Annotated in this window: 26 protein-coding genes; 4 read left to right on the top strand and 22 right to left on the bottom strand. The window is 64.5% G+C overall.

The annotated features are described in order from the left end of the window. Window positions 1-2: 2 nt before the first annotated feature. Window positions 3-1,211: a glycerate kinase gene (locus tag DR039_RS09085; protein ID WP_111837044.1), complete on the bottom strand. Its 1,209-nt coding sequence runs from the start codon at window positions 1,209-1,211 to the stop codon at window positions 3-5. Continuing rightward, window positions 1,208-2,599, bottom strand: a complete 1,392-nt coding sequence (locus DR039_RS09090; RefSeq protein WP_111837045.1) for a dipeptidase — start codon at window positions 2,597-2,599, stop codon at window positions 1,208-1,210. Before DR039_RS09090 ends, DR039_RS09085 begins: the two co-directional genes overlap by 4 nt. 40 nt (window positions 2,600-2,639) lie before the next feature. On the opposite strand from DR039_RS09090, the gene DR039_RS09095 reads away from it, so the two are divergent. Both DR039_RS09095 and DR039_RS09100 read left to right on the top strand, forming a co-directional pair. Beyond that, entirely contained in the window at window positions 2,640-3,254 is a 615-nt protein-coding gene (locus DR039_RS09095) for a DUF3043 domain-containing protein (protein WP_229116909.1), read from the top strand. Between the two features lie 52 nt (window positions 3,255-3,306). Further along, complete coding sequence (locus DR039_RS09100) at window positions 3,307-4,314, top strand: aldo/keto reductase family protein (RefSeq protein WP_111837047.1); 1,008 nt, start codon at window positions 3,307-3,309, stop codon at window positions 4,312-4,314. 17 nt (window positions 4,315-4,331) lie between these two features. Here the strand turns inward: DR039_RS09100 and DR039_RS09105 are convergent, their stop codons facing one another. Beyond that, a complete protein-coding gene (locus DR039_RS09105) occupies window positions 4,332-5,375 on the bottom strand; it encodes a quinone-dependent dihydroorotate dehydrogenase (RefSeq protein ID WP_111837048.1) in 1,044 nt (347 codons plus the stop codon). A gap of 146 nt (window positions 5,376-5,521) precedes the next feature. On the opposite strand from DR039_RS09105, the gene ypfJ reads away from it, so the two are divergent. Continuing rightward, complete coding sequence (gene ypfJ, locus DR039_RS09110; protein ID WP_111837049.1) at window positions 5,522-6,427, top strand: KPN_02809 family neutral zinc metallopeptidase; 906 nt, start codon at window positions 5,522-5,524, stop codon at window positions 6,425-6,427. Window positions 6,428-6,516: 89 nt separating this feature from the next. Here ypfJ and DR039_RS09115 read toward each other — a convergent pair whose 3' ends face one another. The 16 genes from DR039_RS09115 to DR039_RS11130 form a co-directional block, all read right to left on the bottom strand. Further along, window positions 6,517-7,836: a lysophospholipid acyltransferase family protein gene (locus DR039_RS09115; RefSeq protein WP_111837050.1), complete on the bottom strand. Its 1,320-nt coding sequence runs from the start codon at window positions 7,834-7,836 to the stop codon at window positions 6,517-6,519. Between the two features lie 17 nt (window positions 7,837-7,853). Further along, a complete protein-coding gene (locus tag DR039_RS09120; RefSeq protein ID WP_111837051.1) occupies window positions 7,854-8,765 on the bottom strand; it encodes a phosphatidate cytidylyltransferase in 912 nt (303 codons plus the stop codon). Between the two features lie 7 nt (window positions 8,766-8,772). Then, a complete protein-coding gene (locus DR039_RS09125) occupies window positions 8,773-9,429 on the bottom strand; it encodes a CDP-alcohol phosphatidyltransferase family protein (protein WP_111837052.1) in 657 nt (218 codons plus the stop codon). A gap of 150 nt (window positions 9,430-9,579) precedes the next feature. Then, window positions 9,580-9,822 (bottom strand): DUF350 domain-containing protein, encoded by a 243-nt coding sequence (locus DR039_RS09130; protein ID WP_111837053.1) that lies wholly within the window; start codon window positions 9,820-9,822, stop codon window positions 9,580-9,582. Between the two features lie 216 nt (window positions 9,823-10,038). Next, complete coding sequence (locus tag DR039_RS09135; RefSeq protein ID WP_111837054.1) at window positions 10,039-10,440, bottom strand: metal-sulfur cluster assembly factor; 402 nt, start codon at window positions 10,438-10,440, stop codon at window positions 10,039-10,041. A 42-nt stretch (window positions 10,441-10,482) separates the two neighbouring features. Beyond that, a complete protein-coding gene (gene sufU, locus DR039_RS09140; RefSeq protein ID WP_111837055.1) occupies window positions 10,483-10,950 on the bottom strand; it encodes a Fe-S cluster assembly sulfur transfer protein SufU in 468 nt (155 codons plus the stop codon). Further along, window positions 10,947-12,299: an aminotransferase class V-fold PLP-dependent enzyme gene (locus tag DR039_RS09145; protein ID WP_111837056.1), complete on the bottom strand. Its 1,353-nt coding sequence runs from the start codon at window positions 12,297-12,299 to the stop codon at window positions 10,947-10,949. Before DR039_RS09145 ends, sufU begins: the two co-directional genes overlap by 4 nt. Window positions 12,300-12,432: 133 nt before the next feature. Next, on the bottom strand, window positions 12,433-13,182 hold the full coding sequence (gene sufC, locus DR039_RS09150; protein WP_111837057.1) for a Fe-S cluster assembly ATPase SufC: 750 nt from the start codon (window positions 13,180-13,182) through the stop codon (window positions 12,433-12,435). A 57-nt stretch (window positions 13,183-13,239) separates the two neighbouring features. Beyond that, on the bottom strand, window positions 13,240-14,511 hold the full coding sequence (locus DR039_RS09155; protein WP_111837058.1) for a SufB/SufD family protein: 1,272 nt from the start codon (window positions 14,509-14,511) through the stop codon (window positions 13,240-13,242). 59 nt (window positions 14,512-14,570) lie between these two features. Continuing rightward, the gene (sufB, locus tag DR039_RS09160) at window positions 14,571-16,007 is read right to left on the bottom strand and encodes a Fe-S cluster assembly protein SufB (protein ID WP_111837059.1); all 1,437 of its coding nucleotides are present in this window, start codon (window positions 16,005-16,007) and stop codon (window positions 14,571-14,573) included. Then, the gene (locus DR039_RS09165) at window positions 16,007-16,738 is read right to left on the bottom strand and encodes a helix-turn-helix transcriptional regulator (protein WP_111837060.1); all 732 of its coding nucleotides are present in this window, start codon (window positions 16,736-16,738) and stop codon (window positions 16,007-16,009) included. The genes sufB and DR039_RS09165 overlap by 1 nt, the downstream gene beginning before the upstream one ends. A gap of 193 nt (window positions 16,739-16,931) precedes the next feature. Continuing rightward, complete coding sequence (locus tag DR039_RS09170; protein ID WP_111837061.1) at window positions 16,932-17,600, bottom strand: NUDIX domain-containing protein; 669 nt, start codon at window positions 17,598-17,600, stop codon at window positions 16,932-16,934. Between the two features lie 70 nt (window positions 17,601-17,670). After that, window positions 17,671-18,816, bottom strand: a complete 1,146-nt coding sequence (locus DR039_RS09175) for a glycosyltransferase family 4 protein (RefSeq protein ID WP_111837062.1) — start codon at window positions 18,814-18,816, stop codon at window positions 17,671-17,673. Continuing rightward, on the bottom strand, window positions 18,813-20,450 hold the full coding sequence (gene murJ / locus DR039_RS09180; protein WP_111837063.1) for a murein biosynthesis integral membrane protein MurJ: 1,638 nt from the start codon (window positions 20,448-20,450) through the stop codon (window positions 18,813-18,815). The genes DR039_RS09175 and murJ overlap by 4 nt, the downstream gene beginning before the upstream one ends. Beyond that, window positions 20,447-21,415, bottom strand: coding sequence for a hypothetical protein (locus tag DR039_RS09185; RefSeq protein WP_229116910.1), 969 nt, complete (start codon window positions 21,413-21,415; stop codon window positions 20,447-20,449). The genes murJ and DR039_RS09185 overlap by 4 nt, the downstream gene beginning before the upstream one ends. Window positions 21,416-21,477: 62 nt before the next feature. Next, window positions 21,478-22,206: a hypothetical protein gene (locus DR039_RS11130; protein ID WP_126622241.1), complete on the bottom strand. Its 729-nt coding sequence runs from the start codon at window positions 22,204-22,206 to the stop codon at window positions 21,478-21,480. A gap of 1,047 nt (window positions 22,207-23,253) precedes the next feature. Here DR039_RS11130 and DR039_RS11135 point away from each other — a divergent pair. Further along, the gene (locus DR039_RS11135; RefSeq protein WP_126622239.1) at window positions 23,254-23,502 is read left to right on the top strand and encodes a hypothetical protein; all 249 of its coding nucleotides are present in this window, start codon (window positions 23,254-23,256) and stop codon (window positions 23,500-23,502) included. 203 nt (window positions 23,503-23,705) lie between these two features. Here DR039_RS11135 and DR039_RS09195 read toward each other — a convergent pair whose 3' ends face one another. The 3 genes from DR039_RS09195 to DR039_RS09200 form a co-directional block, all read right to left on the bottom strand. Beyond that, window positions 23,706-24,338, bottom strand: a complete 633-nt coding sequence (locus tag DR039_RS09195; RefSeq protein WP_111837066.1) for an ABC transporter ATP-binding protein — start codon at window positions 24,336-24,338, stop codon at window positions 23,706-23,708. 442 nt (window positions 24,339-24,780) lie between these two features. After that, entirely contained in the window at window positions 24,781-24,930 is a 150-nt protein-coding gene (locus DR039_RS11320; RefSeq protein WP_170166880.1) for a hypothetical protein, read from the bottom strand. Between the two features lie 5 nt (window positions 24,931-24,935). Then, the gene (locus tag DR039_RS09200; protein WP_111837067.1) at window positions 24,936-25,931 is read right to left on the bottom strand and encodes a copper transporter; all 996 of its coding nucleotides are present in this window, start codon (window positions 25,929-25,931) and stop codon (window positions 24,936-24,938) included. Between the last annotated feature and the right edge of the window lie 42 nt (window positions 25,932-25,973).

The following is a 25,973-nucleotide window of genomic DNA, read 5'->3' on the forward strand; positions in this document are numbered from 1 at the left end:
GCTCAGCGTGACCAACTGCGTGCCAGCCGCTCCCCCAGAAGTTTCAGGAGCCGCGCCAATTCTGCGGCGCCAAGTTCCTCCCACGGCAGTCGCTCATCCTGGTCAGTCAGGGCCTCAAGCTCGTAAACACTGACAATCCCAGCCTCTGCCAGTTCTGCCCGCGGTGACCGGCAGCGCCCAGCCACCAGCACACCGGGAACCGCCTGTGTTAGGGCCTGCTCGCCCACTACAGCGCAAGCAGGCGCTCCGGCCAGGGTGTAGAGGCTGCCGGTCGCCGTGATGCAAAGATCCTGGCTCCGGGACGCGGGAATAAGGCCTGTCAACCAAGCGAAGACCCTTGCCCCTGGCGCGGCGGAGGCCCCGGCTAGGCGCAGTGCCAGGGCTGCTCCGCCCGCGGCACCGGTGCCCCAAGAGCTGGCTGAGAGTGCCACCGAAACCTGCCCTAGCACTGGCAGAAGCCGGGAGTCTTCCTGTTTGGCGGCGCGCACGAGCCTGCCAGCAACCGCGCAGGCCCGCTGGTCCAGCACCTGGGCCTCCACTTCATCCAGGCTGGTGGCCTCACGCAAAGCCGCTCCAGCCCCGTTGAGACCCCCCAGTGCCAACTCGTCGGCTAGCGCCAGGATCACGGAGTAGCCGCGCAGCAACTCTCGGGCAGCCGTCAAACCGCCCAGGGCCTCTAGCAGCCCAGCGCCGCCGTCGTGAACTGCCGTGCGAGTCAGGCCCACAATCAGCGTGCCGCCAAGGCCCACCGTCTCCAAGGCTTGGGCCAGCAGCAAGCCCAAGCCTCGGGTGGAGCCCTCCCGGGCTTGGCGCCCGGCTTCCACACGATCCGCTGGCAGGGCGGTTAGAGATGCAGCGTCCAGGTACCAGGTGCGGGCTTCGCCGCCACTGGAAGGATCAGTGAGCACACTCAGGTCAGCCGGGGCGGGCGCTGTCAGCTGTGCTAGCTCTACCTCCCGCGAGCTGCCCAGGGGGTCCTGGGCAGCCAACTGCACACGCTCAGCGATCAACCAGCCAGGCAGAGTGTCAACTGCGCCAGGCGCCCCGTCGCCTAGGGGCAAAACAGTGAGTTCGTCGGCAGGGCGAGCTGCGCGCCACCCCGCCGCCAGAGCGGTGGCTACAGCGGCAGCGGGCAGGCCTTGAGGAGAGCCAGCCAGGGGCGTGCCGCCGGGCTCCGGCCATAGCGCCCCTGGGGCCAGCAGAATCCTCACTCGGCCGCGATGGCGTTGCCCAGGCGAGCTAGGAGCAGTGCCTCAGCCACGACCACCCGCTCCAGATCCCCTAGGTGCATGGACTCATCTTCACTGTGAGCCCGAGTGTCGGGGTCCTCCATGCCGGTAACCAGCACCTCCGCTTGGGGGAAGACTTCCTGCAGGGTTGAGATGAAGGGGATAGAACCTCCCTGTCCGATCTCCACGCACTCGGTGCCGAAAGCCTCAGCCAGAGCCCAATGCGCGGCCTGGCCAGCAGGGCTCGCAGCAGAACCGTCAAATGCGGGTCCCGCTTCACCAGCCTTAACGGTGATCCTGGCCCCAAAGGGTGCGTTGGCCTCGAGGTGCTGGCTAAGGGCCTGCAGCGCAGCCTGCGGGTCTTGCCCGGGGGCAATGCGCATGGAAATGCGAGCCGTGCAGCTAGGCGCCAGGACGTTTCCTGCCAAGCTCAGGGGGGTTACATCCATGCCAATGACGGTGACGGTGGGTTTGGTCCACAGGCGCGCGGTCAAGTCACCGGTGCCCACCAGTTGCACGCCGTCCAGGACTCCGGCGTCAGCGCGGAAGTCAGCCTCGGGGTACTCGGGAAAGTCTGGGGCAGCCTGAGAGCGAGAGACCAGGCCGGGGACGGTGACGTCGCCTGCGTCGTCGTGAAGAGTGGCGACCAGCCGGCACATGGAGGTGACGGCGTCCAGCACCGGGCCACCGTACTGGCCGGAGTGCAAGGCGTGATCCAGAATGTCCAGGCGCACATCCACCTGGACCACCCCGCGCAGGGAGGTAGTCAGAGCAGGCACACCTACCTTCCAGTTGGAGGAATCGGCCACGATGATGACGTCGGAGGCTAGGCGCTCCCGGTGGGTGTGCAGGAAGTTCTCAAAGGAGGGGGAACCGACCTCCTCCTCGCCCTCGATGAAGACGGTAACGCTGCAGGGCAGCTCCCCGTCGCCCAACTCATCCAGGAGGCGCAGGGCATGCACGTGGGTGATAACGCCAGCGCCGTCGTCGGAGGTACCGCGCCCATACAGGCGCTCGCCGCGCTGCACCGCAGCAAAAGCATCCGGCTGCTGCCATTTATCGGGGTCTCCTACGGGCTGGACGTCGTGGTGGGCGTAAAGGAGCACCCGGGGCGCTCCGGGTACCCCCTCCCGGTGTGCCAGCACAGCTGGCCGTCCAGGTACGCCGTCGGGGCCCTCAACACTGAGGACCTCGGCCTCTAAGCCGGAGGCGCGCAACAGATTGGCAACATGCTCAGCAGAGCGGGCCACCTGCGCCTGGTCATGGCTGGCAGCGGAGACAGACGGTATAGCTACCAGCTCTGTCAGGTCAGCGACGATATTGGGGAAGCGGTCATGGACGGCGGTGCGCACGGAAGTAGCGGTGATCATGCTTTTCAGGGTAGCGCGCCCCTGGCCTTACACTCGCCCGGTGAGTTGGTTTAAGCGTGACGCCGCCAAAGGCACTGAAGAGACGACCTCCCCTGACCAGAACGCTAGCCCCAGGTCTGGAGGCAAGGGCCGCCCCACCCCCAAGCGGCGCGACGCCGAGGCTGCAGGCCTACGTCCCGTGGTCCCAGCTGACCGCAAGGCCGCGAGGAAGGCAGCCCGGGAGCAACGCGACGCTGCCTGGCGCCAGCAACAAGACGCCCTGCACAGCGGCGATGAGCGCCACTACCCCGCCAAGGACCGAGGCCCGGTCAAGCGCTACATCCGGGACTACATTGACGCCCGCTACTCCATCGGGGAGATCTTTGTGCCCGCCTCCTTCCTACTGCTGGCGGGAAGCTTGGCTCTGTCCTTCGTGCAGCGGGCCGGAGCCCTGAACGTGCTGGTGCTCCTGTCCATGTACCTGATCTTCATCGCGGCCATCTTGGACACCACCTGGTGCTACTTCCGCCTGCGCTCCAAGCTTTATGCGAAATTCGGGCGGGAGCAGGTGCGCAAGCAAGGCTCCGTGTTCTGGTACACCTTCACGCGCTGCTTCAACCTGCGCCGCTGGCGCTCCCCCAAGGCTGTGGTGGCCCGAGGCGAGTACCCCGCCTGATTGGCCTACCCATCCACTCCCCTGGCGGTAGCTAGAGTCTTAGGCTGGGCGCATGGTCGCTCACCGCTATCTTGGCTCATCTGGTCTAAAGGTCTCTGAACTTGCCTACGGCAACTGGCTGACCCATGGTTCGCAGGTAGAAGCAGAAACCGCCATCAGCTGCGTCCACAAGGCCCTAGACCTGGGCATCACCACTTTTGATACGGCAGACGTATATGCCAACACCGCGGCAGAGACGGTGCTGGGACAGGCCCTGGCCGGGCAGCGGCGTGAATCCTTGGAAATCCTCACCAAGGTCTACTGGCCTACCGGGCCAATGGGCCCCAACGATTGCGGCCTGTCGCGCAAGCACATCATGGAATCCATCAACGCCTCTCTGCGGCGCCTGCGCACCGACTACGTGGACGTGTACCAAGCGCACCGTTTTGACTACGAAACGCCGTTAGAGGAAACCATGCAGGCCTTCGCGGACGTGGTGCGTTCTGGAAAGGCCCTGTACATCGGGGTTTCGGAGTGGACAGCAGAGCAGATTCGGGCGGGTCAGGAACTAGCTGTGCAATTGGGCTACCGGCTGGTGTCCAATCAGCCCCAATACTCCGCACTGTGGCGGGTTATCGAAGCCAAAGTGGTGCCCACATCTGTGGAACTGGGTCTAGGCCAGGTGGTTTGGTCGCCGCTGGCGGAGGGGGTACTGACCGGCAAGTACCTGCCGGGGGCGCAGCCACCAGCGGGTTCAAGGGCTACGGATGACAAGGGCGGCAAGCAGATGATCGCGCGGTGGATGGATGATGCCGTGTTGTCTGCAGTGCAACGCCTAGCGCCAATAGCCCAGGAGGCGGGTTTGAGCATGGCGCAGCTAGCAGTGGCCTGGGTGTTGCAACATGACTTTGTCTCGACGGCGATCCTGGGCGCCTCTCGCCCCGAGCAGCTAGAAGAAAATGCCAAGGCCTGCGGCACGCAGCTGGATGCTCAGGTAATGGAGGCTATCGACCTTGCCCTGGGTGAAGTGGTGGAGCGGGACCCGGAGCACTCCCGCTCGCCCAAGACGCGGCCTTGCTGAAGACAAAAGCTGCCTCCTCAGCGGCGGCGCATCCGGGCTAGGGCGCGGTTAATGCGTCCAGGCCAGGCTGGGCCGTTGTAAATAAAGGCGGTGTATGACTGCAGTAGGTCGGCTCCGGCGTCGAGCATTAGCTCAGCATCCAGGATGGAGGAGATTCCGCCGACGCCGATAATGGTGGGACCTTCACCCAGCTGGCTGCGCAGGCGACGCACCACTTCTAGTGAGCGTGGCAGCAGAGGCGCTCCGGATAGGCCGCCCTCCCCTAGGTCGTGGTTAATCGTGGTGTTTGTAGCTACAACGCCAGCCAATTCCAGCTCTAGGACTAGGGCGGCGACGGCGTCGATGTCTTCATCTGCTAGGTCTGGGGCGATTTTTACTAGCAGCGGCACCTGCCGCTGGGCGGCCTGGTCCGCAGCCACGCGCACGGCCTGCAGAATGGGGCGCAGGGCTTCCACGCTTTGCAGGCTCCGCAGGCCCGGAGTGTTGGGGCTAGAGACGTTGACCACCAGGTAATCCACCCAGCGGGCCACCTTGGAGGCGGAGTACACGTAGTCAGCCACCGCCTCTGCGAGCGGCGTCACCTTGGTCTTGCCAATATTGGCGCCCACCACGATTGAGCGGCCTCGTTTGGTGGAGCGCAGGGCGCGCAGGCGCTCAGCCGCGGCGTCGGCCCCGGAGTTGTTGAAGCCCATGCGGTTGCGGATCGCCCGGGTGCGCGGATAGCGCCACATGCGAGGCTTGTCATTTCCAGGCTGGGCTTGGGCCGTGAAAGTACCCACCTCCACGAAGCCGAAGCCGAGCATATCCATGCCCTCAACGGCCCGCCCCTCCTTGTCCATGCCGGCGGCCAGCCCCAAAATGCCGGGGACCGGGCGGGCAAAAGGACCACCTTGGTTGGCAGAGGGCACGGGGAAGGCGGGACGGCGCCCGCAGGCCTGGCGTACCACGTCCCGGACCAAAGGAACCTTGGCGCCAAGCTCGATCACGCCCATGGCAAGGTAGTGGATCACCTCCGGGTCAATGCGCGTAAAGACGGTCTTGTACACCAAGTCGTAGATCACGTGCTACACGTTACCTGGCGCGGGTATCGGTTGCTTACCGCCTAAACGACTACGATTAGGACTTGAGGTAGTTGCCAAGACACGAACTGCCAGCGGCACAGTGCCACAACCGCCTCCAGGCACCACGACTCCTCTCAGAGGTTCCCATGTCCTTTAACAACAACGTCCAGCTTGACCCTGACCGGGTGCGCACGCGCTCAACCGGTGGACGCGGCGCGGCCATCGGTGGCGGCTCAGTGCTTATGGTGATAGCCGCCTTAGTCCTCTCCCAAGTGACCGGAGTTGACCTGACTGGCCTGGTATCCGGAGCCCCCCAGCAAGGTGGGCAGCAGACCACCTCCGGCGTAGACACCTCGATGTGCACCACCGGCGCGGCAGCCAATAAGTACACCCAGTGCCGCATGGTGGCCACCGCCGAGTCACTTGACGCCGTATGGAGCGAGCAACTGCCCGGCCAGGCCGGCACTGCCTATCAGAAGCCCGCCTTCACCCTGTGGGACGGCTCCTATGTCAACACGGCCTGCGGCAATGCCTCCTCGGCGGTAGGTCCCTTCTACTGCCCCGGTGATTCCACCGTCTACCTGGACATGAGCTTCTTCTCCCAGATGGAAGGCCAACTGGGTGCCAAGGACTCCCCCCTGGCCGAGGAGTACATCGTGGCCCACGAGTTTGGCCACCACATCCAGAACCAGCTTGGGGTCATGAAACGCACCAACCGCTCCGGCACCGGGGCCGACTCCGACTCCGTGCGCACTGAGCTACAGGCCGACTGCTACGCCGGGGTGTGGGTGCACTACGCCTCTTCTACCCCGGACGCGGAAACTGGCCAGCCTTTCCTGGTCAAGCCCACTCAGCAGGAGATCCAGACTGCACTGGACGCGGCAGCCGCCGTCGGTGATGACCATATCCAGCAGCGCTCCAGTGGCCGAATCGACGCCGACTCCTGGACCCACGGCTCCTCAAAGCAGCGTGTTCGCTGGTTCACCACTGGCATGGAGAAGGGTGACCTAGCCCAGTGCGACACCTTCTCAGTGGACTCCCAGAACCTCTGAACTCAGCTAGAACCGGCCTGCTTGGCGGCAAAGCCCATCAAGCAGACCGGTTCTCTGTTGTGCTTTCGTGCTCCTAGCCTCCGGGCGCTTCAGCGTTCCCAGTGGCGGATCACTTTGCGCAGCAGCACCGCAAACACCAGCCCGGTGCCTGCCAGGTAGGCGCCGTAGTGCTGACGCGCCAGGTTCCCCAGTGGCTTCTCTGCCACCCGAATGAAAGCTGTGGAGCCGTACATGCGTGCAGCTCGCTCCCCTGCCGCATGGGCCAGCACTGGTCCCAGGGGCAAGCCACGCCGCCCAGACTCGGCAGCAAAGAGCTTCACGGGGATGCCTGTAAGCGCCTGTTGCCAATAGCCACGTGCTCCAGCGTCGAGATGCTGCGCTACAGCGGTGCGCATGGCAGCCGTGGTCCAGGGCGCGGGCAATCGCAGACCACGTCCGGCCGCCAAGTGCCCTATGGCCACGCCAGTTACGGAACCTGCTACGACGGCGGCGCCACGCCGCCACAGTCTCTGCGGCTGGGTAACCCCCAACCACACCTGACTCATCTCCGCCATGATGGGGAAGGACAGGGCCTCAGCCATCCCCCAGGTGAACATGATGGCGTCACCCTTCCAACCGCTCATGGCGCCAGCCAGCACTGTATGCACATCTGAAACTGGGAAGGGGCGGCGCGTCCTGGACAGCAGTGCCTCCACCTGGGCTTGGGCCGCTTGGGTGACGGCCTCCACGTCGTCGGAGGCAGTGATCGGCTCGCCCACGCGCAACTCCACCGGTGAAAAGCGGGGCAGGCCGCCTTTCTTTGGCAAGAGCTCGCGGCTGCCTACTAAGGCCACGGGCAGCACCGGGATGCCGAAGTCTCTGGCCAGGCGGGCTGCTCCGGTGTGGAATCGCCCCAGCTGACCGTCAGTGGTGCGCGTGCCCTCTGGGAAGATCAACACGCTCATTGACTCGGCCACGCGGTTGGCTAGCTCGCCGCGCAGCTCTTCGTAAGCGCCTTCGCCGTCGCGGCGCACCGGGTAGGCGCCGAGCAATCCCCGCGCTATCAGGCGGCGGGAACTGCGGGTAAACCAGTAGTCCTGCGCGGCTACCGTAACCACCCGCAAGATGGTGGGAGAAGCGCTCATCATGGCGATGGTGTCGGCGTGAGAGCCGTGATTGGCAACCACGACGTAGGGCCCCTCCCCCGCAAAGTCGCCTTCTACCCGCACGCCACCAAAGGGCCAGATAACTGCGGACCAGAACCACTGCCGCGCCACCGCCCGCCAGGTGACCTTGGCTGGGCTCTGCACGATGGAGCGCAGGGCGCGGCCAGCCCGGCTCAGTTCACTGCCGATGGTGCCCACCAGACTGGGGGCCGACTGGCTAGCTGCTGGGCTGTTTGGTACTTGGTTCTGCGGGGCCTCGCTCATGGGTTCTCCTGTGGATTTCAGCCGAGCACAGCGGCTAGCGGTAGGACAAGTAGCAGAGAGTCAACGCGGTCCAGTAGTCCCCCAAAGCCCGGCAACCAGGCACCTGCATCTTTAACTCCGCTGGTGCGTTTGACCAGTGACTCCAACAAGTCACCCAAAACGCCCCCTACGGCCACGGCGACGGCGTAGCCAGGGGTGAGGTGCCCCAGGAGCAGCAGCACCAGCACGCCGCCGATAACCGCTCCAACCAGACCGCCCCAGGTCTTGTTTGGGGACAGGGGGGACAGCGGGCGCCGGGCCCAGGCGAAGCGGCGCAGGCCCTTGCCACCACACCAGGCGGCGACGTCAGCGGCGGAGGCGGCGAAGGCGATCAGGAAGGCATCCTGCCAAAGCACCACCAGGTGGGCCAAGGACCAGGCAATCCACACCGAGGCAAAGCCGGTCAGGCTGGCGCGGCGCACACCGTCTGCCGTGTCTCCAGCTAGGACCGCGGGCAGGGCACATACGAGGACCATAAGCGGAGCCAAGCCGAGCAACTCTGGTCGCAGCCAGGCGGCGATGGGGTACCCAATCGCCAGCAGGGCCAACAAAATGGTCTCAGCTCTTGGCAGGTGGGTGAGCTTAGAGAACTCTCGGATGGCTTGCAGGGCGAGCGCCGCCGCTAGGAAGGCTGTGGTGCCGCGCCCCATCCAGATGGGTATCCCAACCACCGGGATGATGATTGCCCAGGTGATCCAGCGGCGTTCTAACTCGGCTTTGCCGGAGGCGGCCACGCCAATGCCGGCCAGCAGCAGCACAGTGATGGCGGTGAGGGCGAGGAAGACCGCGCGACCAGTCAGGACGATATCCACCACGGGCAGATGCACAGTCCAGTCACGCTGGCTGGACAAGAGCCAGTCAAGAACTCCGGTGGGAATCAAGGCGTTCATAGAAGGCTCAGTGGGTCGGCTTTGGGGCACTAGCCGCACTGGGGCACAAGGCGTCCTGTGAGTCTCCAGATGGCGAGGCAGCCAAGGTGCGCCCGGTGCGCACCAACCGCATAGCGGCAGTGAGCAGGGAGCCCAGGATGATGATCCAAGCAATCGGCACCAACCAGGCGGGCACCGCTGCGGCGACCACTGCTAGCAAGCAGCGTTCAGTCTTACCCACCGGCCCGCCGTTGAGTCTGGGAGCACCGGCTCCGGCAGCAGACACAGAGATGAAAGTCGGCAAAGTGGCAGCCAAGGCGGCCACCAGCAAAAGGACCACGGTGGAGTGCGGGGCGCCAGTCCGCAGGGCCAGTCCCACCAGTCCCCCCATCATGAACAGGTCTGAACTACGGTCCCCCACCTCGTTTAAGACAAATCCAAAAGGTCGGGACACGCCGCGGGCCCGGGCCACGGCGCCGTCAAGATTGGCACCTCCGAGTCGTGCGGCCAGCAGGATGAAGGCCGCGGGCCACCAGCCCATGACTACGGCTGCAGCACCCAAAGCACCCGCGACCACCCCAACCACGGTCCACACATCCGGGGAGATGCCGCGACGGACGGAGGCCTGCACCAGGAAGTTGAGGCGACGCGTGTACCAGTGCTTGAGGCCGTACAGGGAAGGCATGTGCTCACGCTAACAATGGCGCCCGCTCGAGGTGGCGTTTCAGCATGGGCAGCACTGGCCATGCGTGATCGTTGCGGCGCAAGTGGCGCACACGCGGACGCTGTCAGGCGCAATTGCACCTGACAGCGTCTTGGAGCAGCTAAGCGAGCCTTAGCCCAAGATGGTGGCCGCGATGATGATGGCGATGGCGATGGCCATGCCTCCAATTGCCGTGCCGAGGGCCGGATTCTGGTCTTCAAGCAGCTCGCGGCGCAGATCCAGCCGGAAAACTTTCGAGGCAAAGACGGCGAAAAGCAGCAGCACCATGCCCAGCAGGGCATAGACCACGGTGGCGAGCAGGGAGATGCCGTCAAGGCCTGCGCCTAGGGAGGTGGGCAGGAGAAGCGTATTCATAGTTTGAGCTTCATCGGTTGGTGGCACCTCGGTCTTCGCAGGTCAGTGCCACTGTTGGCTGCTTAGGATCATGGTTCCTGTTAGATGGAACCAGGCTGCTCGGAGTCTAGCCTGGGGTATTCGCTCTGGCAGAGCTTCCTGGGCAGGTGGAGTTGCCAGAGGCATGGGTAGGCCTGCCCGACTCCCTGCCTGTCTGGCGCTGGCGAGCCGCTGCAATCAGACGTTGAATCCTAAGGCCCGCAGTTGTTCACGGCCCTCTGGGGTGATCTTGTCCGGGCCCCACGGCGGCAACCAGACCCACTGGACACGCACATCGTGAGACAGATCCACCAAGGCCTGCTGAGCCTGCTCCTCAATGACGTCGGTCAAGGGGCAGGCGGCGGTAGTCAGGGTCATGTCTAAGACGATCGCGCCATCGGGCTCAATATTGACGCCGTAGAGCAGGCCTAGGTCAACGACGTTTATACCCAACTCTGGGTCAATGACATCGCGCAGTGCCTCCTCTACCTCAGCTGCGTCCACCGCACCGGCTACTGCAGCGGCTGGCTGGTGTTGTGCCGCCATGGGGTTGGCGGGGACCTCGGCGTCTGGGCCGGGCTCCTGGGGGGTCTCGCTCATGCTTCTCCTTGCTTGGTTCTGATTTAGTCAGAGGCGGCCTGCTCAGGCCTGCTCGGCTTGGGGCAGGGCGATCCCGGCTTTGGCCAGGGCATCCTTGAGGGCCATCCAGCCCAGCAGGGCGCATTTGACGCGGTTGGGGTACTTGGAGACGCCTTCGAATGCGGCAGCGTCCTCCAATTCGTCCAATACCGCCTCGTCAACACCGCGCCCGCGCGAGTGCATGAGCTGGCTGAACAGGGCGTCTAGGTGGGCGATAGTCTCCAGGTCAGCGCCATCCACTAGGTCATGCATCACAGAGATGGAGGCCTGAGAGATAGAGCAACCCTCGCCTTTCCAGCCCACCGCCACCAGTTTGCCGTCCTCCACCCGTACGGCCAGATCCACCTCGTCACCACAGGTTGGGTTCACCTGGTGGCTCGAGCCTTGGGGGGCCTGTGGGAGGCCTTCACCATGGCGTTCCCGGGAATGGTCCAAGATGACCTGCTGATAGAGCTGGTCAAGCTCGTTCATGCTTGCCTCCCGAAGTATTGGCGGACGGTGGCGACCGCCTCCAGGAAGCGGTCAACCTCGCTGACTGTAGTGCAAGGCCCGAAAGAAACCCGTGCGGAGGCGTGCACACCGAAGTGCTGGTGGATTGGCTGGGCGCAGTGATGGCCGGTGCGCACGGCCACGCCGGCAGCATCGAGCACCTGGCCGACGTCGTGCGGGTGCACGCCCTCAAGGCTGAAGGCCACGACGCCTAGGCGGTCGGTAGCGTCTGCAGGGCCTAGCAAACGCAGGCCGGGGACCTGAGCCACGCCGTCGAGCAGGTGAGTCAGGAGCTGGTGCTCGGTGGCCTGGAGCCGGTCCATGCCTACTGCCCTCAACCAATCCACGGCGGCATGCCAACCGACTGCCTGTGCGAGGGCCTGGGTGCCGGCCTCGAAGCGGGCGGGGCCGCTCATATAGGTGGAGGACTCCATGGTGACTACCTCGATCATGGAGCCTCCAGTGAGCACGGGGGGCATGGCCTCCAGCAATTCGGTGGTGGCTACGAGGGCACCAATGCCGGTGGGGCCGCACATTTTGTGTCCGGAGAGCACCATGGCGTCTACGCCTGCGGCAGACAGGGCCTGGAAGTCGACAGGCATATGGGCGCTGGACTGACAGGTGTCCAGTACTACCACCGCGCCAGCTTCCTGCGCCCGGGGCAGGAAGGCCTCCAAGGGCGTGACGGCGCCAGTGACATTGGAGGCATGGGTGAGCGCCAGCACGCGAGTGCGGGCGGTGAGAACCTCCGCGGTGGCGGGGTCTAGACGACCGTCAGGGGTGAGGTCGAGCCAGCGCAGGTGGGCGCCTGTGCGAGCGGCAAGTTCCTGCCAAGGCACCAGGTTGGCGTGGTGCTCGGCGCGGGTCACCACAATCTCGTCGCCCGCCCCTAGGCGCAGGCGGTGCGCAGGGTCCGTGACAGCGAGCTCAGCGGCAGGTGGGGTGGCGCCGCCGCGGCTGGCCGGGCGGCCCAGGGAGGCGTGTCCGATGGATAACGCCAGCAGGTTGAAAGCCTCGGTGGCGTTCTTGGTGAGTACCAGGTTCTCACTGCGGGCTCCCACAAAGGTGGCGATGGCCTCGCGGGCGTCCGCTAAGGCCTGGGTGGCTTCATCGGCCAGCTGGTAGGTGGAGCGTCCGGCGGCGCCATTGCGTCGGCGGTAGAAGTCTTCCTCCGCAGCAATGACGCTGGCAGGCTTCTGCGCAGTGGCGGCCCAGTCTAGGTAGGCGACCTGGCTGCCATCCCGGGCAGGGTGCTCCAGGTAGGGGAAGTCGGCACGCAGGGCCTCCAGCTCAGTGTCGCTGAGCGGCTTAGCGCTGGCTGGCGTGGTCATGCGGCTTCCTCCTTGGTTTACTGCTGGGCTTGTTGGCGTTCTCGGCGGTCTGCTTGGCTATGGCTCGGGCTTAGACGACTGGCCGGATGCCGACCGCGTCTGGAGCCCGGCGGCGATCCGCCGGGCCTACGATTTAGGCGAGGAAGCGGTCGTAGCCTTCCTCCTCCAGCCGGTCAGCCAGGTCCGGGCCGCCTTCCTCAGCCACGCGGCCATCCACGAAGACGTGCACGTGGCTGGGCTTGATGTAACGCAGGATGCGCGTGTAGTGCGTGATGAGCAGGAAACCTGCCTCTGAAGCCTGATGCAGTCGGTTCACGCCCTCAGAGACGATGCGCAGAGCGTCCACGTCTAGGCCAGAGTCGGTCTCATCGAGCACGGCGAAGCGCGGCTTGAGCAGCTCCATCTGCAGAATCTCAAAGCGCTTCTTCTCACCGCCGGAGAAGCCAGCGTTGACGTCGCGCTGGGAGAAGGCCGAGTCCATCCGCAGGCTCTCCATGGCGCTGTTGACCTCACCGACCCATTGCCGGACCTTAGGGGCTTTGCCGTCGATGGCGGTCTTGGCGGTGCGCAGGAAGTTTGCTACGGAGACGCCGGGGACCTCAACGGGGTACTGCATGGCCAAGAAGAGGCCCGCGCGGGCCCGCTCGTCCACGCTCATATCCAGCAGGTTCACGCCGTCGAGCAGGACCTCGCCGTCGGTCACCTCATAGTCGGGATGCCCGGCGATGGAGTAGGCCAGTGTGGATTTGCCGGAGCCGTTGGGGCCCATGACGGCGTGGACCTCGCCGGAGCCGATGCTCAGGTTTACGCCCTTGAGGATGGGCTTGGGGCCGTCGTTGGTGGCTACCTGTACGTGGAGGTTCTTGATCTCGAGGGTGCTCATAAGGTCTCTTTCAAAGTCTTTCGCGTTTTGGGGCTGTGTTCTGGGGTTAAGCGCGGCTCAGGCTTCGGCGGGAGCGTCAGGTTCCGCGTTAGCAGAGACCAGTCCGGTTAAGGCCAGTTCGCGCTCAATGGCAGCCATGAGGGTTTCCTCCACCTCCGGCACGCCGATCTCCTGCACGATCTCGTTGAAGAAGCCAAGCACCACTAGGCGGCGGGCTTCTAGCTCTGGGATGCCGCGGGATCGCAGGTAGAACAGCTGAGAGTCGTCAAAGCGGCCGGTGGCGCTGGCGTGCCCGGCGCCTTCGATATTGCCGTTCTCAATCTCCAAGTTGGGCACAGAGTCGGCTTTGGCTCCCTCTGTGAGCACCAGGTTGCGGTTGAGTTCGTAGGTGTCGGTGCCGCGTGCGGCTGCACCGATGAGGCAGTCACCTACCCAGACGGCGTGGGCGCCGTCGCCTTGGAGGGCACCTTTGTAAGTGACGCGCGAGTAGCAGTGTGGCTCCGTGTGGGCCACGTAGGGGCGGTGCTCCTGGTGCTGCCCAGTGTCGGTGAAGTAGACGCCAAAGGAGTCAACGTGTCCGCCTTCGCCGGCGTAGCCAAAGTCTGGGCAGATGCGCACGTCCCCGCCTAGGGAAACGACGACGTGCTTGAGTGTGCCGCGTCCCTCCACGCGCACGCGGTGATTGGAGGCGTGGACGGCGGCGTCATCCCAGTCTTGGACAGTGACCAGGGTCAGTTCGGCGCCCTCCGTAACCACCACTTCCACAGTCTGGGTCAGGGCGGCAGCGCCGGTGTGTTCCAAAATGACGGTGCCTTTGGAACCGGGTTCGGCACGCAAGAGGAGATGCTGGGCGGTGGGAGCAGACCAGGCGCCGTCGCTGAGCGTATCTGCGCCCTTGATGAGCACCCGCAAGGCCTCAGTCAACTCGGCGCCGGCAGTCAGGGTGATGATGGTGGCCTGCCGGCTGGCGGCCCAGGCCACCACTCCGGTGCGGTCCACCGGCGCGCCGACGGTGCCAAGGCGGGCGTCGTCGCGGCTGACTCTCTCCACAGTGACGCCAGGCAGCTCGGGGGCGTTGAGCTGCAGGGCACCTCCCTGGGCGGTGGCGGCCTTGACGGAGTCAAGGTTGAACAGGGGCTTAAAGCGCTTCATGGGGGTGAAGCGCCATTCTTCTTCACGACCTCCAGGGACCGGGATGTCTGCCGGGTCAAAGGAGGTGGGGCGGTCGGCGCGAGAGGCAACATAGCCGCGGACTGCCTTGATGGCAGGTCCGTGGGAGTGGGCGCTGGTGAGCGTTGCCTCCGAGTGGTCGGTGGACAGTTCAGGCATGGGTGCTCCTGTGCTGGCCGGTGCCAGCTGTGGTTGGGTCTGTGGTTTGAGAGGCACGATCAGCCGACGGAGTTCTCCATCTGCAGCTCAATCAGGCGGTTGAGCTCTAGGGCGTACTCCATCGGCAGCTCGCGGGCGATCGGCTCCACGAAGCCACGCACGATGGTGGCCATGGCCTCGGTTTCGGTTAGGCCACGCTGCATGAGGTAGAAAAGCTGGTCTGCGCTGACTTTAGAAACGGTTGCCTCATGCCCCATCTCGACGTCGTCTGTGCGCACGTCCACGTAAGGGTAGGTGTCGGAGCGGGAGATCTCATCTACTAGCAGGGCGTCGCACAGCACATTGGATTTGGAGTGGCGCGCGTTCTTCATGACCTGCACCAGTCCGCGGTAGCCGGAGCGGCCACCGTGGCGAGCAATGGACTTGGAGACGATGTGGCTGGAGGTGTGGGGGGCCATATGGACCATCTTGGCGCCGGTGTCCTGGTGCTGGCCGGCGCCAGCGAAGGCGATGGACAGAGCCTCGCCGCGGGCGTGTGGGCCCATGAGGAAGACAGCCGGGTACTTCATATTGCGCTTGGAGCCGATATTCCCGTCGATCCACTCCATGGTGGCGCCCTCCTCGCAGGTGGCGCGCTGGGTGACCAGGTTGTACACGTTGTTGGACCAGTTTTGGATCGTCGTGTAGCGCACGCGAGCATTTTTCTTAACCACGATTTCCACGATCGCGGAGTGCAGGGAGTCTGAGGAGTAGATGGGGGCGGTGCAGCCTTCCACGTAGTGCACGTAGGAGTCTTCGTCGGCAATGATGAGGGTGCGCTCGAACTGCCCCATATTCTCCGTGTTGATGCGGAAGTAGGCTTGCAGCGGGATCTCCACATGCACGCCTTTGGGAACGTAGATGAAGGAGCCGCCGGACCACACGGCCGTGTTGAGGGCCGCGAATTTATTGTCACCGGCGGGCACCACAGAGCCGAAGTACTCGCGCATCAGCTCGGGCTGTTCCTTGAGCGCAGTGTCGGTGTCCAGGAAGATGACGCCCTGCTCAGCCAGGTCATCGCGAATCTGGTGATAGACGACCTCGGACTCGTACTGTGCGGCAACACCAGCCACCAGACGGGCGCGTTCAGCCTCTGGGATGCCGATGCGGTCGTAGGTGGCCTTAATGTCCTCAGGGAGGTCTTCCCAAGAGTTGGCGGGGCGGTCAGTGGCACGCACGTAGTACTTGACGGCGTCCATGTCGAGCTGACTGAGGTCTACACCCCAGTTGGGCATGGGCTTGCGCTCGAAGATCTCAAAGGCTTTCAGGCGCTTGGCCAGCATCCACTCAGGCTCACCCTTGATAGCGGAAATCTCCCTGACGACGCCCTCATTGAGGCCGCGCTTGGCCTGGGCACCAGCCTCATCGGAGTCGTGCCAGCCGAAGTCGTAGCTCGCGGAGATCGACTCAATGATCTCATCGTCACTGCGAGTGGCCTCCGTGGTGGGTGAGGTCATCAGTTTCCTTCCAATCGGGGGGCCCGGTTGGCCCGGTTGTCGGCCACGACCCGGGCAGCGCGCTTGCGCAGGCGGTGCATAGCGATGGGGACGTGGGTGGTGCAGACGTGCTCGCCGCCGGCCAGGGTGGCTAGCCGCTGCACAGGTACACCAAGTAGGCGTGAGAAAGCGCCGGTCTCGGCGTCGCAGAGTTCATGGAACTGGCCGGCGACGTCGCGCACCGGGCAGTGTCCCTGGCACAGCTGGATGGCGAAGGAGCCGTCGCCAACATCGCGGATAGTGGCCGCGTAGCCGTCCAGGCTGAGCGCATCGGCTAGGGCGCGGGCGCGATCAGCTGGGTCTGGTCCGGCGGCCTCAACAATGGCGGTGTAGCGGCGCTCCAGGTCGCGGCCACGGGCGGCAGCGAAGGAGTCTACGGCTTTCTCTCCGGCCACCTGGGACAAGTAGGTCAGGGCACGAGCGGCCAGCTCGGAGTATCCGTCCCCCAGGTTGGTGCGGGCCGCTGAAGTGGCGACGTAATGCCTTGCGGGCCGACCACGTCCACGTTTGCCATTGCCATTGACCTGGTGCACCTGGATCTCGTGGGTTTCCTCCAGGGCGGTGATGTGGCGGCGCACTGCAGCAGGTGTGAGGGCCAGGACCCGGGCTAGTTGGGCGGCTGAGACCGGCCCTTTTTCAACGATGAGCTCGAGGACCCGGGCCCTGGTTGAGGCGTCGTCGGTGACGTTCATCCTGGCTCCCTTCCTGATGCGGCTCTGGCCACTGGCAGCCTTATGGGCGGGCCGGTCGCACAGAAGCCACTTTAGCGAAGATTGTTGTGCCGTATTATCCAGGCGCGGACCTTAGTCACAGTTTGCTCAGTGTTCTCCAGCACGCAAGGAAGCCATCAGCTATGCCTATGAATCACTCCTAGGGCATGCAGTATCAGCGTTCAAAACTCACCGGGGAGCGCAGCCAGGGGGAATCAACCGGCCGCAATCCTTGAAAACCTTGGATTCTGGCACGGTCAGCTGCCAACAGTCCGGCCACAGTGGAACAGTTGTGTAGGTGACCTTCCAGGGCGGCCTGCACAGCCTGTTCCAGGGGCACCCAGGTGGGAACGAACTCCGCTTCTTCAGCCTCCCGCTCGGTGCGTTCCGTGCTGGGCAACTCGTACAGACCGCGGGCTAGGAAGACGCGCACGGACTCCGTGGTGAAGCCGGGTGAGGCGTAAAGGTCCACCAAGGTGTCCCACTGCTGAGCGCCTAGGTCTGTCTCCTCGGCCAGCTCCCGCTGGGCGGCGACCACCGGTTCTTCCCCCACAAGGTCCTGTAAGCCTGCCGGGATTTCCCACAGGCAGGCGCGCATGGGGTGGCGGTACTGGCAGATCATGAGGACTTCTGGGGCGCCATCGGCCTGGGATGAGGCCTGGCCTTCACGCAGGGCGACGACGGCGACGGCGTTGTCGTGCAGCACCACCTGCCGAGCCACCGGCTCATCCTGGGGTCGCAAACGCAACTGGTCGGCGTCGACAGCAAAGATTGGGCCGCTCCAGACCCGCTCACTAGCTATCAGTTCTCGACTCTGGTCCTGCTGGTCACACAGCTCGCTCACGGGTTACTTCCTTAAGACGCCTGCCAGGACTGTTTCCGGGCTCCGCCGAAGCCTACGAGAGCTTGGCCTTTTAGCTCAGGCGCAGCGCCGCGGTGAGTTGGGCTTGCAGCTGCGCAACGCCGGGCAAATCTTGAGCGGCTTGACGGGAACGGGCCCGCAGACCGTCCAAGGTGCCAGGCGTGGTCAGCAGGCGACACACCTCTGCCGCCAATTTGGCTGCCTCTGCAGGCACCAGGGCGGCAGCACCGCGGGCCGTGTGCGCCGTCCCGCCGACGTCGGTGGCCAGGACCGCAGCCTCTGCTTGCAAGGCCTCTTGGATGGTCAGGGGTTGACCTTCCCACAGGCTCGTCTGCACCACTAAGTCGGCCTGCGTCATAAGCGCAGGTGCGTCTTCGCGGCGCCCCAAAAGCCGCACCGCCAGGTGCTCAGTGTCAATCCGAGCCTGGGCGGCTTCACGCCCGGGCCCCTCCCCGGCCACCACCCAACACCAGGCAGGTAGACGCCCAGCCTCCACCTCCTGCGCCAGGATGGCGGCGGTGTCCAGCAACAGGTCCAGGCCTTTTTGGGGTGCCAGGCGGGCGACGGTGAGCAGTCGGATGGTGTGGGCAGGCCAGGCCGTGCTAAGCCCCGCGTCTCCAGGAGCCAGTTGTGCGCGCTGTGGGGCAGGCACCACCGCTAGTTCTACCTGGGGGCAGCCTGCCGCTTGGGCCTGTTCGGCCAAATCTGGGCTTACGGCTAGCACCAGGTCGGCGTGGGAACAGACAAGACGATGCAGGCACTGCCCGATCCAGCGCGTGAATCTGCCACCGACGGGCAGGTTGTGCAGCGTGACCACCAGGCGGGTGCGGCCAGAGCCTTTGCGGCCCAGAGCCAGGGCGGCGGCAGCGCCAGCGCGCAGGCCGTGGGCATGCACAACCTCTGCTCTTTGACCTAGCCGCCTCAGACGAGCCAACACCAGCAGATCGCCGACCCCGGGCCGGGGGCCGAGTTCTAGCGCCTCTGCCCTGGCAGCTCCCAGCTCTAGTCCTGTCAGGACCGCTGCGGGCGCCTCAACGATGACGTCGTGCCCAGCTTCGCTGAGCAGGCGGGCGCACTGTCCCAAGTGGGCGCGCACTCCCCCAGCCGCTGAGCCCGAGACCTCTAGAACCCGACGCCGTCCCTGGGCGCCCTGTCCCCCGGCGCCCGCATCTACCTGCTCCTCATCTGGCGTATTCACAATGCAGGCTCCTTTTCACGCCGTTCCTCGTCGGCGGCTGTGCGGCTGCCCCGCCCCAAGATCGCAAACAGACCTGGTTGGGCTAGGTGCCCAGCCGCCAGCACCAGTCCAGCCACCGCTATCGCCAGCAAGAGTGCCATCAGAATCATCAGCCAGGCCCCACTGAGCGCCAAAGTCAGCAGCCGCGCAAGATAGCCACCCAAGGCAGCCACTGGCAGACACACTCCCAGACAACGCCATATTGGCTTAAGCGTTGCTGCCCCCACATAGAGGGCTAGCAACCAAATTAAAGCCCCAGCAGCCACCAGCATGCCTGCGCTCAACCCCAGGGACAGCGCCAAAAGCGTGGCGCTGCCAGCACCGCCTCCAGGCGCCAGCAGGCGCACCGCCAAGGCGGAGGCGCCAATCACTACTAGCCACCCCAAGCTGGCGGCCAAAGCAGCTTGTCGGGAGCGGTGCGCGGCAAACAGCACCCGAGTGAGCTGGTGCAGCAGGCTGAATCCCAACACTGCCGGTGCTAAGGCCACAAGTGCCCAGCCCATGCCGTCAACCTCCGTGAGTTGGTTGAAGAAGCGTTCTGCTCCTGCGGAGGCAGCCACTAAGGCAGCCGCTCCAGCGCAGGCGACTGCCGTCACCAGGGCGGTGCCACGGGCCGCCAAAGCCTGGGCCTTTCCGGCGTCCGGACCGGCCCCAGAGAAAGCAGCGGAAAGCCTGGGGTAGAGCACTGTGGCCACCGGCACCGCCAGCACGGCATAAGGCAGCAAGTAGACGGCCTGCGTGTACTGGTAGACCGCCACAGTTCCAGAAGTGCCACCAGAGCGAGCCAAGGCCAGCACCACCAGCACGCTGGCCTGCTGGGCTAACAGAGTCCAGGCTCCCGCCCCAGCCAGACTCAGAGCGCGGCGGCGGTCCTCCCGCGCCAACCCAAGTGCGGGTCGCAGGCGTATACCCAGCTGACGAATGGGTATGAGGAGGGGCAGACTGAGTGCGGCCACACCGGCAGTGGTGCCCCAGCCGAGCAACAGCAATGCTGTTTGCGGGGAGGAGTCTCGCAGCTGCCCGTAAAGGCCATAGGTGGCCATAACCACCAGGCTGGAGAGCACCGGGGCTAGGGCTGGCCAGGTGAATGAATGGTGAGCTTGCAGCACTCCGGTTAGCACCACGCCTAGGCCGTAGAGCGGCACTTGCAGAGCAAACATCCGCAAGAAGGAAGTCACCAGTTCGCGCTGCAGCACGGCGTCGGCGTCGACGGAGACTGGTAGCAATTCAGCGATTGGTCCGGCAGCTAGGGCCAGGATCGCGGCGGCGGGCACGAGCACCAGCATGACCACGCCGAGCAGACCGGAAGCCACCCGGGCGGAGCGCTCCGGGGTAGCGCCGTAGGCAGCGGAGGCCAGTAGGGGAACCACGGTGGATGCCAGGGCCCCACCCACCACCACCTCGTAGAGCACATTGGGGACCTGGTTGGCGGTGGCATAGGCGCCGGCGACGGTGCCTGCCCCGACTGTCGTTGCTTGGACCACCCAGCGCAGGAAACCTAAGGCGCGGGAGATCAGGGTCAGGCCAGCTACTGAGCCGACGGCTGCGGCACCTTTGGGGCCGGGTACCCGGCGGCCACCCGGCATGGAGTTCATGACGGTTGGCGTCCCAGGCGGTCAAGTGCCGCCAGCCAGGGCGTCTGGTCGATAACTCGACTAAAAGAAACCTTCTCGCTGGCCAGCACCAGTGCTACGGCAGTGGTTGCAGCACTGGTACGCAAAGCCGGACAGGGGTGCGCTGCCAAGGCGGTGCCCAGGAGCGCTCCTAGCGCATTGGCCCCGGTGTCCCCCAGCATGGTGCGTTCAGCCAGGTCACTGGGAGCGCTGGCGGCGGAAACCGCAAGCACGCCAGAGGCCAGCAGCCTGCTAGTCGCGGTGGCGGGACTGCCCGAGATGAGAGCCAGCGGCGCAGCACTTAGGGCACATGCCTTGAGGGCGCGGCCCGGGCGCAGGTCTAAAAGATTGATGAGATTAGCCCAGCCAGCCACCGCCACCGTGCGCACGGCGGCGTCGGTGAGCAGCTGCACGGTCCCCTGACCTTGCGTACTCCGGTGGGCAGCGTCCCGAGCCAAAAGGAGGCCAGTGACGGCGGCTCCGGCACCAATGACGGCGATCTTGAGCACCCCGGTGGTAACGCGGCCGTGCGCTAGTGCCCCTAGGTGACCGCGCAGCCCTTTAGCTGGGGCGACGCCGTCATGCTTGCCGGCGTCTAGGTCATCTGCGAGTCCGGCGGCGCCCCCGGCCGAGACGGCGATGACAGCGGCTGCGGCGGGGCTGCTGGCAGGTGCACCCGGCTGGATAAGAGCGCCAGCGCGGCTGGCGGCTATCGTGGCGCCGACAGCGGCGGCGATACCGCCTCGCAGGGAGACGGTGCGCCCTTGGAAGTTGCTGCGCTCGAGGCGCTTCTGCCGGGGCAGCGCTCGCAGGGCGAGACAGGCGCACGCTGTGCCCACAAGGCCGCTCGTGATGGTGCTGAGCACATGGCAAGCCGGGGATCCGGCGGCGTGAGCTGCATGCCCCAAGGGGCGGCTACGACCTCTAAGACACAGTGCAGGAGTCATGGCCCTAGGCTAACGGCAGCGACGCTTCCGCGGGTTCAGGCAGCCTCGCATAGCCGGTGTCCTCAGGGCGACCAGATGGCCGCCGCCCGAGCAGTGGCCCTACTGGCTGACCAGCCTGCCCACAGGGCGGTGATCGCGGTGAGGGCGAGCGTCCCTACGATGAACTCGGGGCTGAGCTGAACTAGGGCGTCACTACGTGTCGAGCCCGCCAGCCGGTTATCCAAACCCACGGGCAGGAGGGCATAGGCGGCCACGCCGATGAGTCCGGCGATGAGCACCGGCAGACAGGTCGTGAGCCAGGCTGTCCGGGAGGCGATCCCGGGCGCACCGGATACGACCCCGACTGAGGCCAGGCGCTCTGCATTCGAGCGCGCCTCGACGCCGACGCAGGCAGCGAAGAACGCCGCCATGAGGAGAATCCCAAGCGAGCTGAGACTCAGGACCCAATTCCCCATGATGCTTCTCTGGCTAGCCGTTATCGCCTGCCCTAGTCCGACACTAGAGAAGCCGATGCGAGGATCTACGGCGATCGCCTCCCGCCGCAGTCTGGCCACGTCTATGTTCTCATCCGACAAACTCAGAAGGACCGTGCGGGCTAAGACCTCCGGAACTGCGGAGCCGCTATCGGCAGAAGAGGCATCCAGGGGCTCGATGGTGATGCCGATGGTGGGATCAAAAGGCGCGATGAGCCAGAGCTTTTCGGATATTTCAGACTCAGTCAAAGTATGAGGGGAGCAATCAATGCCTAGCGTGGCGAATACGGAGCAGGAGGCGGTGATGGTCTGACTCATACTCCTTGGTCCCTGTGAGTCAGAAGACCGCTCGGAAGAAGCGAATGCCACGCCGACATTCTCAGGGAGTGAGGCAAAGAAGCGACTAGCGTAGGGGCCGGAAAGATCCCCTCGAATCTGCACCACCCGCGTCCCCCACCTTTCTCGCTCTTGGAGGGCCAGTTGGGACTGGCCGTCCAAGAGGCTTGTCCAGAGCTGGGCCTGCCCGCCAACGAGGATGGCAACGCAAATGCCGAGGGCCAGCCGTGAACTCCGCCCGCTGAGGGCTTCGAGGTACCGTCCAGAGACTAGGTCTTGGGGCTTCGAACGGCGCAGACCGCGCCTGGCGAGCTGCGTTCCTGCACGAGCCACGAACCTCGCCACAAGAGCCGGCAGGGAGATGGCTACCAGGATAACTCCTAAGTAATAGGAAAGAGGCCGATAATCACCTTCCAATAAAAGGATTGGCCCTACGATGGCGACAATAAACCCTATAACGCCGATAGCTATTCGCAGATCGGTACGAGTTGCGCTTCTTGCACGCCGCCTGCGCTTGCCTCCCCTGACGGAGAGGAATCGCGAAGAGGCTCTCACACTCAGCATGATCACCGCCGATAGCATGGCGCCGATAGTGGCCGCCCCGAGAAGCGATCTAGTCGATTGTCGGGTTTGAGCCGCTTGAAGCACTGTATCGAGCCAGGGCAGGGGTACATCTACTGTGAGGAGCAGCGAAACGCAGCCCAGTGCGATAGCCCAACCCCAGAGTACTGAGGGGAGAGTGTCGGCAAGGTCTAGGATGAGTATGTCGCGGCGTCTCATCCCGATGGCCACGAGGGAGGTAGAACGCCTCTGCCTCTCATCGGTTCGCATGCCCGCTGAGAGTGCCACGCAGACGACGCCGGGGAGCACGAGGGTGATGAGCATGAGGATGATGGCCTGCAGAGTGTCGGGAGCGTACTTCGTTCCCGTCCCGTAGAAGGCTGGAAGGGAACTGCCGAAGCCCCTCATGGGCTCGGGTTTCTCGCGCGGCACTGCAGATGGATCGGTGCGGATGTAGGCCCGTCGCTCATGGGGAGTTTCCAGTCCGTCGAGGCTGATTTCTCCACTGATGTGACCGTAGAGCCCCTTGTGTTCGCCGACGAGCTCTTTGGCAAGTTGCGGAGACACGACGGCCTCTCCAGGCGCAGGCCAGGCGGCGACTCCCGGAGGGAGGGGGATAGTTTCGGAGACTGGGTCAATGAGGATTTCAATTACCGGCTTGGAATCAAGTTCGCTGAGTTTAAATCCATAATAAAACTGAATATCATCAGACGTTGAAGCGGGGATTGGTGAGATTGCTGCAGCGCGTGCTTCACGCAACTCCGCTGTGCGAAGCACCATGACTACCGCGACAATGCCTAGGCAGAGGAAGAGGACCCCCGCGACGCGGAAAATGGTGGCGAGCCGCCCCCACGTACGCCTGTCGGAGTCGCGGATCGCAGCACCGACGCGCCAGACCCTCATCCAACTATCGCTCATCTTCATTCTCCCCCTCCCCTCTGACGCGGAGCGAGCAAGCCCCCGCAAGCTTCTTTAAATCTTCCCTCCTCCAGAACGAGAACCCTTTGCGCGCTAGTGGCGACAACAGGGTCGTGCGTGACAAGCAGGATCGAGCAGCCGCGCTGAGACGGGATGGAGATGAGGGCGTTGATGACCGCATCCCTGTTGGCCGGATCAAGCGACCCTGTCGGCTCGTCGGCCAGGAGGATACGAGGCTCGTTTATGAGGGCTCGAGCGATAGCGATCCTTTGCCTCTCGCCTCCCGAGTATGTAGCGATCTGGCGATCAGGATCCGTCAGCCCGAAGTCCTCCAGGAGGGCTACCGCCGCTTGCCGGGACTCCTCCGTCTTCTTCCCTGCCAGCATGGCCGGAAGCATGACGTTCTCCGCCGCCGTCATCGTGTCAACAAGGTAGTTGTCCTGAAAGACTATGCCGATAGCTTCCCGGCGCAGTCTCGTCGCCTGAGTCCCGAGACCCGCGCGCATCGGCTCTCCACCTACCCCCACCATTCCTTTATCGGGCTTGCGTAGCCCAAGTACCACGGAGAGCAGCGTGCTTTTGCCGCTCCCTGAAGCCCCTTGGACTGCCACAGACTCGCCTCGCCGAACGCTCAGCGAAGCCCCGGAAAGGACCTAGCGCCCACCAAGCTTGACGACCACGTCTTTAACCTCAAGAAAAACTTCGCCTTGCGAGCCATGGGACTGATCCACATCGCCTCCCCGATCGACAATATTCAGTACGCTCAGGCTGAACCAGTATCAACTCTAAAATTAATTGCCACACAAGCCTTAGTAGCCTTAAGAAAGCCACCAAACTGCTGGTACGATATGGTGCCTGCGCCACTTCTATTGTAGAGAATGAGTGCCTCACGTAGAACTGCCCGCGAGGTCCGTAGACCGTGGCGGGCATGGGAAGTGGATTGTCGAGGTGTAGGAAGCTGGAGCCCAGGTCCAGGCAGCGGGTCCTCCTACGACACCTTAAGGGTCTTTCAGCGGATATAAGCCGCCAGCGACGCTCCCCGCATACCGGTGGTAATTCGGCCGTGCGCTAGTGCCCCTAGATGACCACGCAGCCCTTTGGCTGAGGCGACGTCGTCATACTTGCCGGGTCTAGGTCATTGATGACTCCGGCACCCATGACAAAGAGGACAGCGGTAGCTGTCCCGGCTAGGCCGAGCAGGAGGCGGTGCGGGAGTTTAGGGACCATGGCACTCAGCCTGCCGTGGCTTGTTCGGAAGGTTGTCCGGCGGGTTGGCTGCCGGGGGCTGGAGCGGGCTGCGTTGGGTTGGCGGGGGTGACCACGGGGAGCACGGCGTCGGCGCCCCTGTCAAAGCCATAGTTCTGGACCGTGCCTCTGGAGACCGCCACCAGTGCCAGCACAGTGGAGGTGGAGGCGGAGATCTGCCCCACCGAGTCGACGGTGCTAACCGGGGCCTGTTCTTGACGCAGGAGCGTGACTAGGCCGATGCTGCTGACGGCCTCTCCCAGCGCGACAGTAGTGCTCTTCGAAGCTATTCCGCGCACGGCGCTCACCCATTGCTTGGGGTCAGGCGCCGGGGTGGCCGGGGCAGTGGGTACGGCAGGATCCTCCTTGGCGCGCGGTCCGACCACCACGATCATGGTGGCTGCGCTGGTGCGAGCTTGCGCCACGGTCACCAGCGGGGCATTGGAGTCGCCGAGCAAGTCCAGCAGGATGGTGGCTTCCTCACCCTCCGTAGTAAGAGCCTTAGCAAGCCCAGTACCTAGCGCGGTGTTGCCCTCACCGACGTTGGCTCCTGGAACGTAAGGGGCTAGCTGCCCGGCCAAGCTGGAGCGATAGGAGGCTTTGTCTACGTCAGTCCACATGCTCGTCATGGCTACACGGCTGACCACCGTGCCCCCACCAGTCTTGATCTGCTCGGTCAGAGTGTCGAGGTCCTGCTCTTCTGCCTCAGGAAGAGTCACCAAGGCCACCTTCTGGCCGTTGAGCACCCCCGGCAGGATGATGGCCGCGGCCTGAGTGATGTAGGCATCGCGCTCATTGACAGCCTGTTCGGTGATCTCCAGCTTGCTCTGCATGGCCTGGCGGTCCTGCCGTAGCTGTGCCACCTGGTCATTAAGAGCGTTTCCCAGGGAATCCTGCAGGGGCCCAGCACCCAACACGACGCCGACAGCAAGCGCTAAAAAGACGGAAATAAGTGAGACCAGGTGGTAGCGGAAGTCAATCATTGGGTGGTCCTTGCTGTCTCTTCAGATCCTCGGGGCGGTACG

Source organism: Actinomyces bovis, from assembly GCF_900444995.1.
Classification (GTDB): Bacteria; Actinomycetota; Actinomycetes; order Actinomycetales; family Actinomycetaceae; genus Actinomyces; species Actinomyces bovis.

Coding starts and splice junctions, on each gene's coding strand:
- DR039_RS09155 (WP_111837058.1), bottom strand. CDS start 14,511: ATGCCTGAACTGTCCACCGACCACTCGGAGGCAACGCTCACCAGCGCC.
- DR039_RS11130 (WP_126622241.1), bottom strand. CDS start 22,206: ATGAGTCAGACCATCACCGCCTCCTGCTCCGTATTCGCCACGCTAGGC.
- DR039_RS09185 (WP_229116910.1), bottom strand. CDS start 21,415: ATGACTCCTGCACTGTGTCTTAGAGGTCGTAGCCGCCCCTTGGGGCAT.
- DR039_RS09145 (WP_111837056.1), bottom strand. CDS start 12,299: ATGACCACGCCAGCCAGCGCTAAGCCGCTCAGCGACACTGAGCTGGAG.
- DR039_RS11320 (WP_170166880.1), bottom strand. CDS start 24,930: ATGGTCCCTAAACTCCCGCACCGCCTCCTGCTCGGCCTAGCCGGGACA.
- DR039_RS09135 (WP_111837054.1), bottom strand. CDS start 10,440: ATGAGCGAGACCCCCCAGGAGCCCGGCCCAGACGCCGAGGTCCCCGCC.
- DR039_RS09100 (WP_111837047.1), top strand. CDS start 3,307: ATGGTCGCTCACCGCTATCTTGGCTCATCTGGTCTAAAGGTCTCTGAA.
- ypfJ (WP_111837049.1), top strand. CDS start 5,522: ATGTCCTTTAACAACAACGTCCAGCTTGACCCTGACCGGGTGCGCACG.
- sufU (WP_111837055.1), bottom strand. CDS start 10,950: ATGAACGAGCTTGACCAGCTCTATCAGCAGGTCATCTTGGACCATTCC.
- DR039_RS09115 (WP_111837050.1), bottom strand. CDS start 7,836: ATGAGCGAGGCCCCGCAGAACCAAGTACCAAACAGCCCAGCAGCTAGC.
- sufB (WP_111837059.1), bottom strand. CDS start 16,007: ATGACCTCACCCACCACGGAGGCCACTCGCAGTGACGATGAGATCATT.
- murJ (WP_111837063.1), bottom strand. CDS start 20,450: ATGAACTCCATGCCGGGTGGCCGCCGGGTACCCGGCCCCAAAGGTGCC.
- DR039_RS09090 (WP_111837045.1), bottom strand. CDS start 2,599: ATGATCACCGCTACTTCCGTGCGCACCGCCGTCCATGACCGCTTCCCC.
- sufC (WP_111837057.1), bottom strand. CDS start 13,182: ATGAGCACCCTCGAGATCAAGAACCTCCACGTACAGGTAGCCACCAAC.
- DR039_RS09130 (WP_111837053.1), bottom strand. CDS start 9,822: ATGAATACGCTTCTCCTGCCCACCTCCCTAGGCGCAGGCCTTGACGGC.
- DR039_RS09200 (WP_111837067.1), bottom strand. CDS start 25,931: ATGATTGACTTCCGCTACCACCTGGTCTCACTTATTTCCGTCTTTTTA.
- DR039_RS09165 (WP_111837060.1), bottom strand. CDS start 16,738: ATGAACGTCACCGACGACGCCTCAACCAGGGCCCGGGTCCTCGAGCTC.
- DR039_RS09120 (WP_111837051.1), bottom strand. CDS start 8,765: ATGAACGCCTTGATTCCCACCGGAGTTCTTGACTGGCTCTTGTCCAGC.
- DR039_RS09125 (WP_111837052.1), bottom strand. CDS start 9,429: ATGCCTTCCCTGTACGGCCTCAAGCACTGGTACACGCGTCGCCTCAAC.
- DR039_RS11135 (WP_126622239.1), top strand. CDS start 23,254: ATGGGGAGTTTCCAGTCCGTCGAGGCTGATTTCTCCACTGATGTGACC.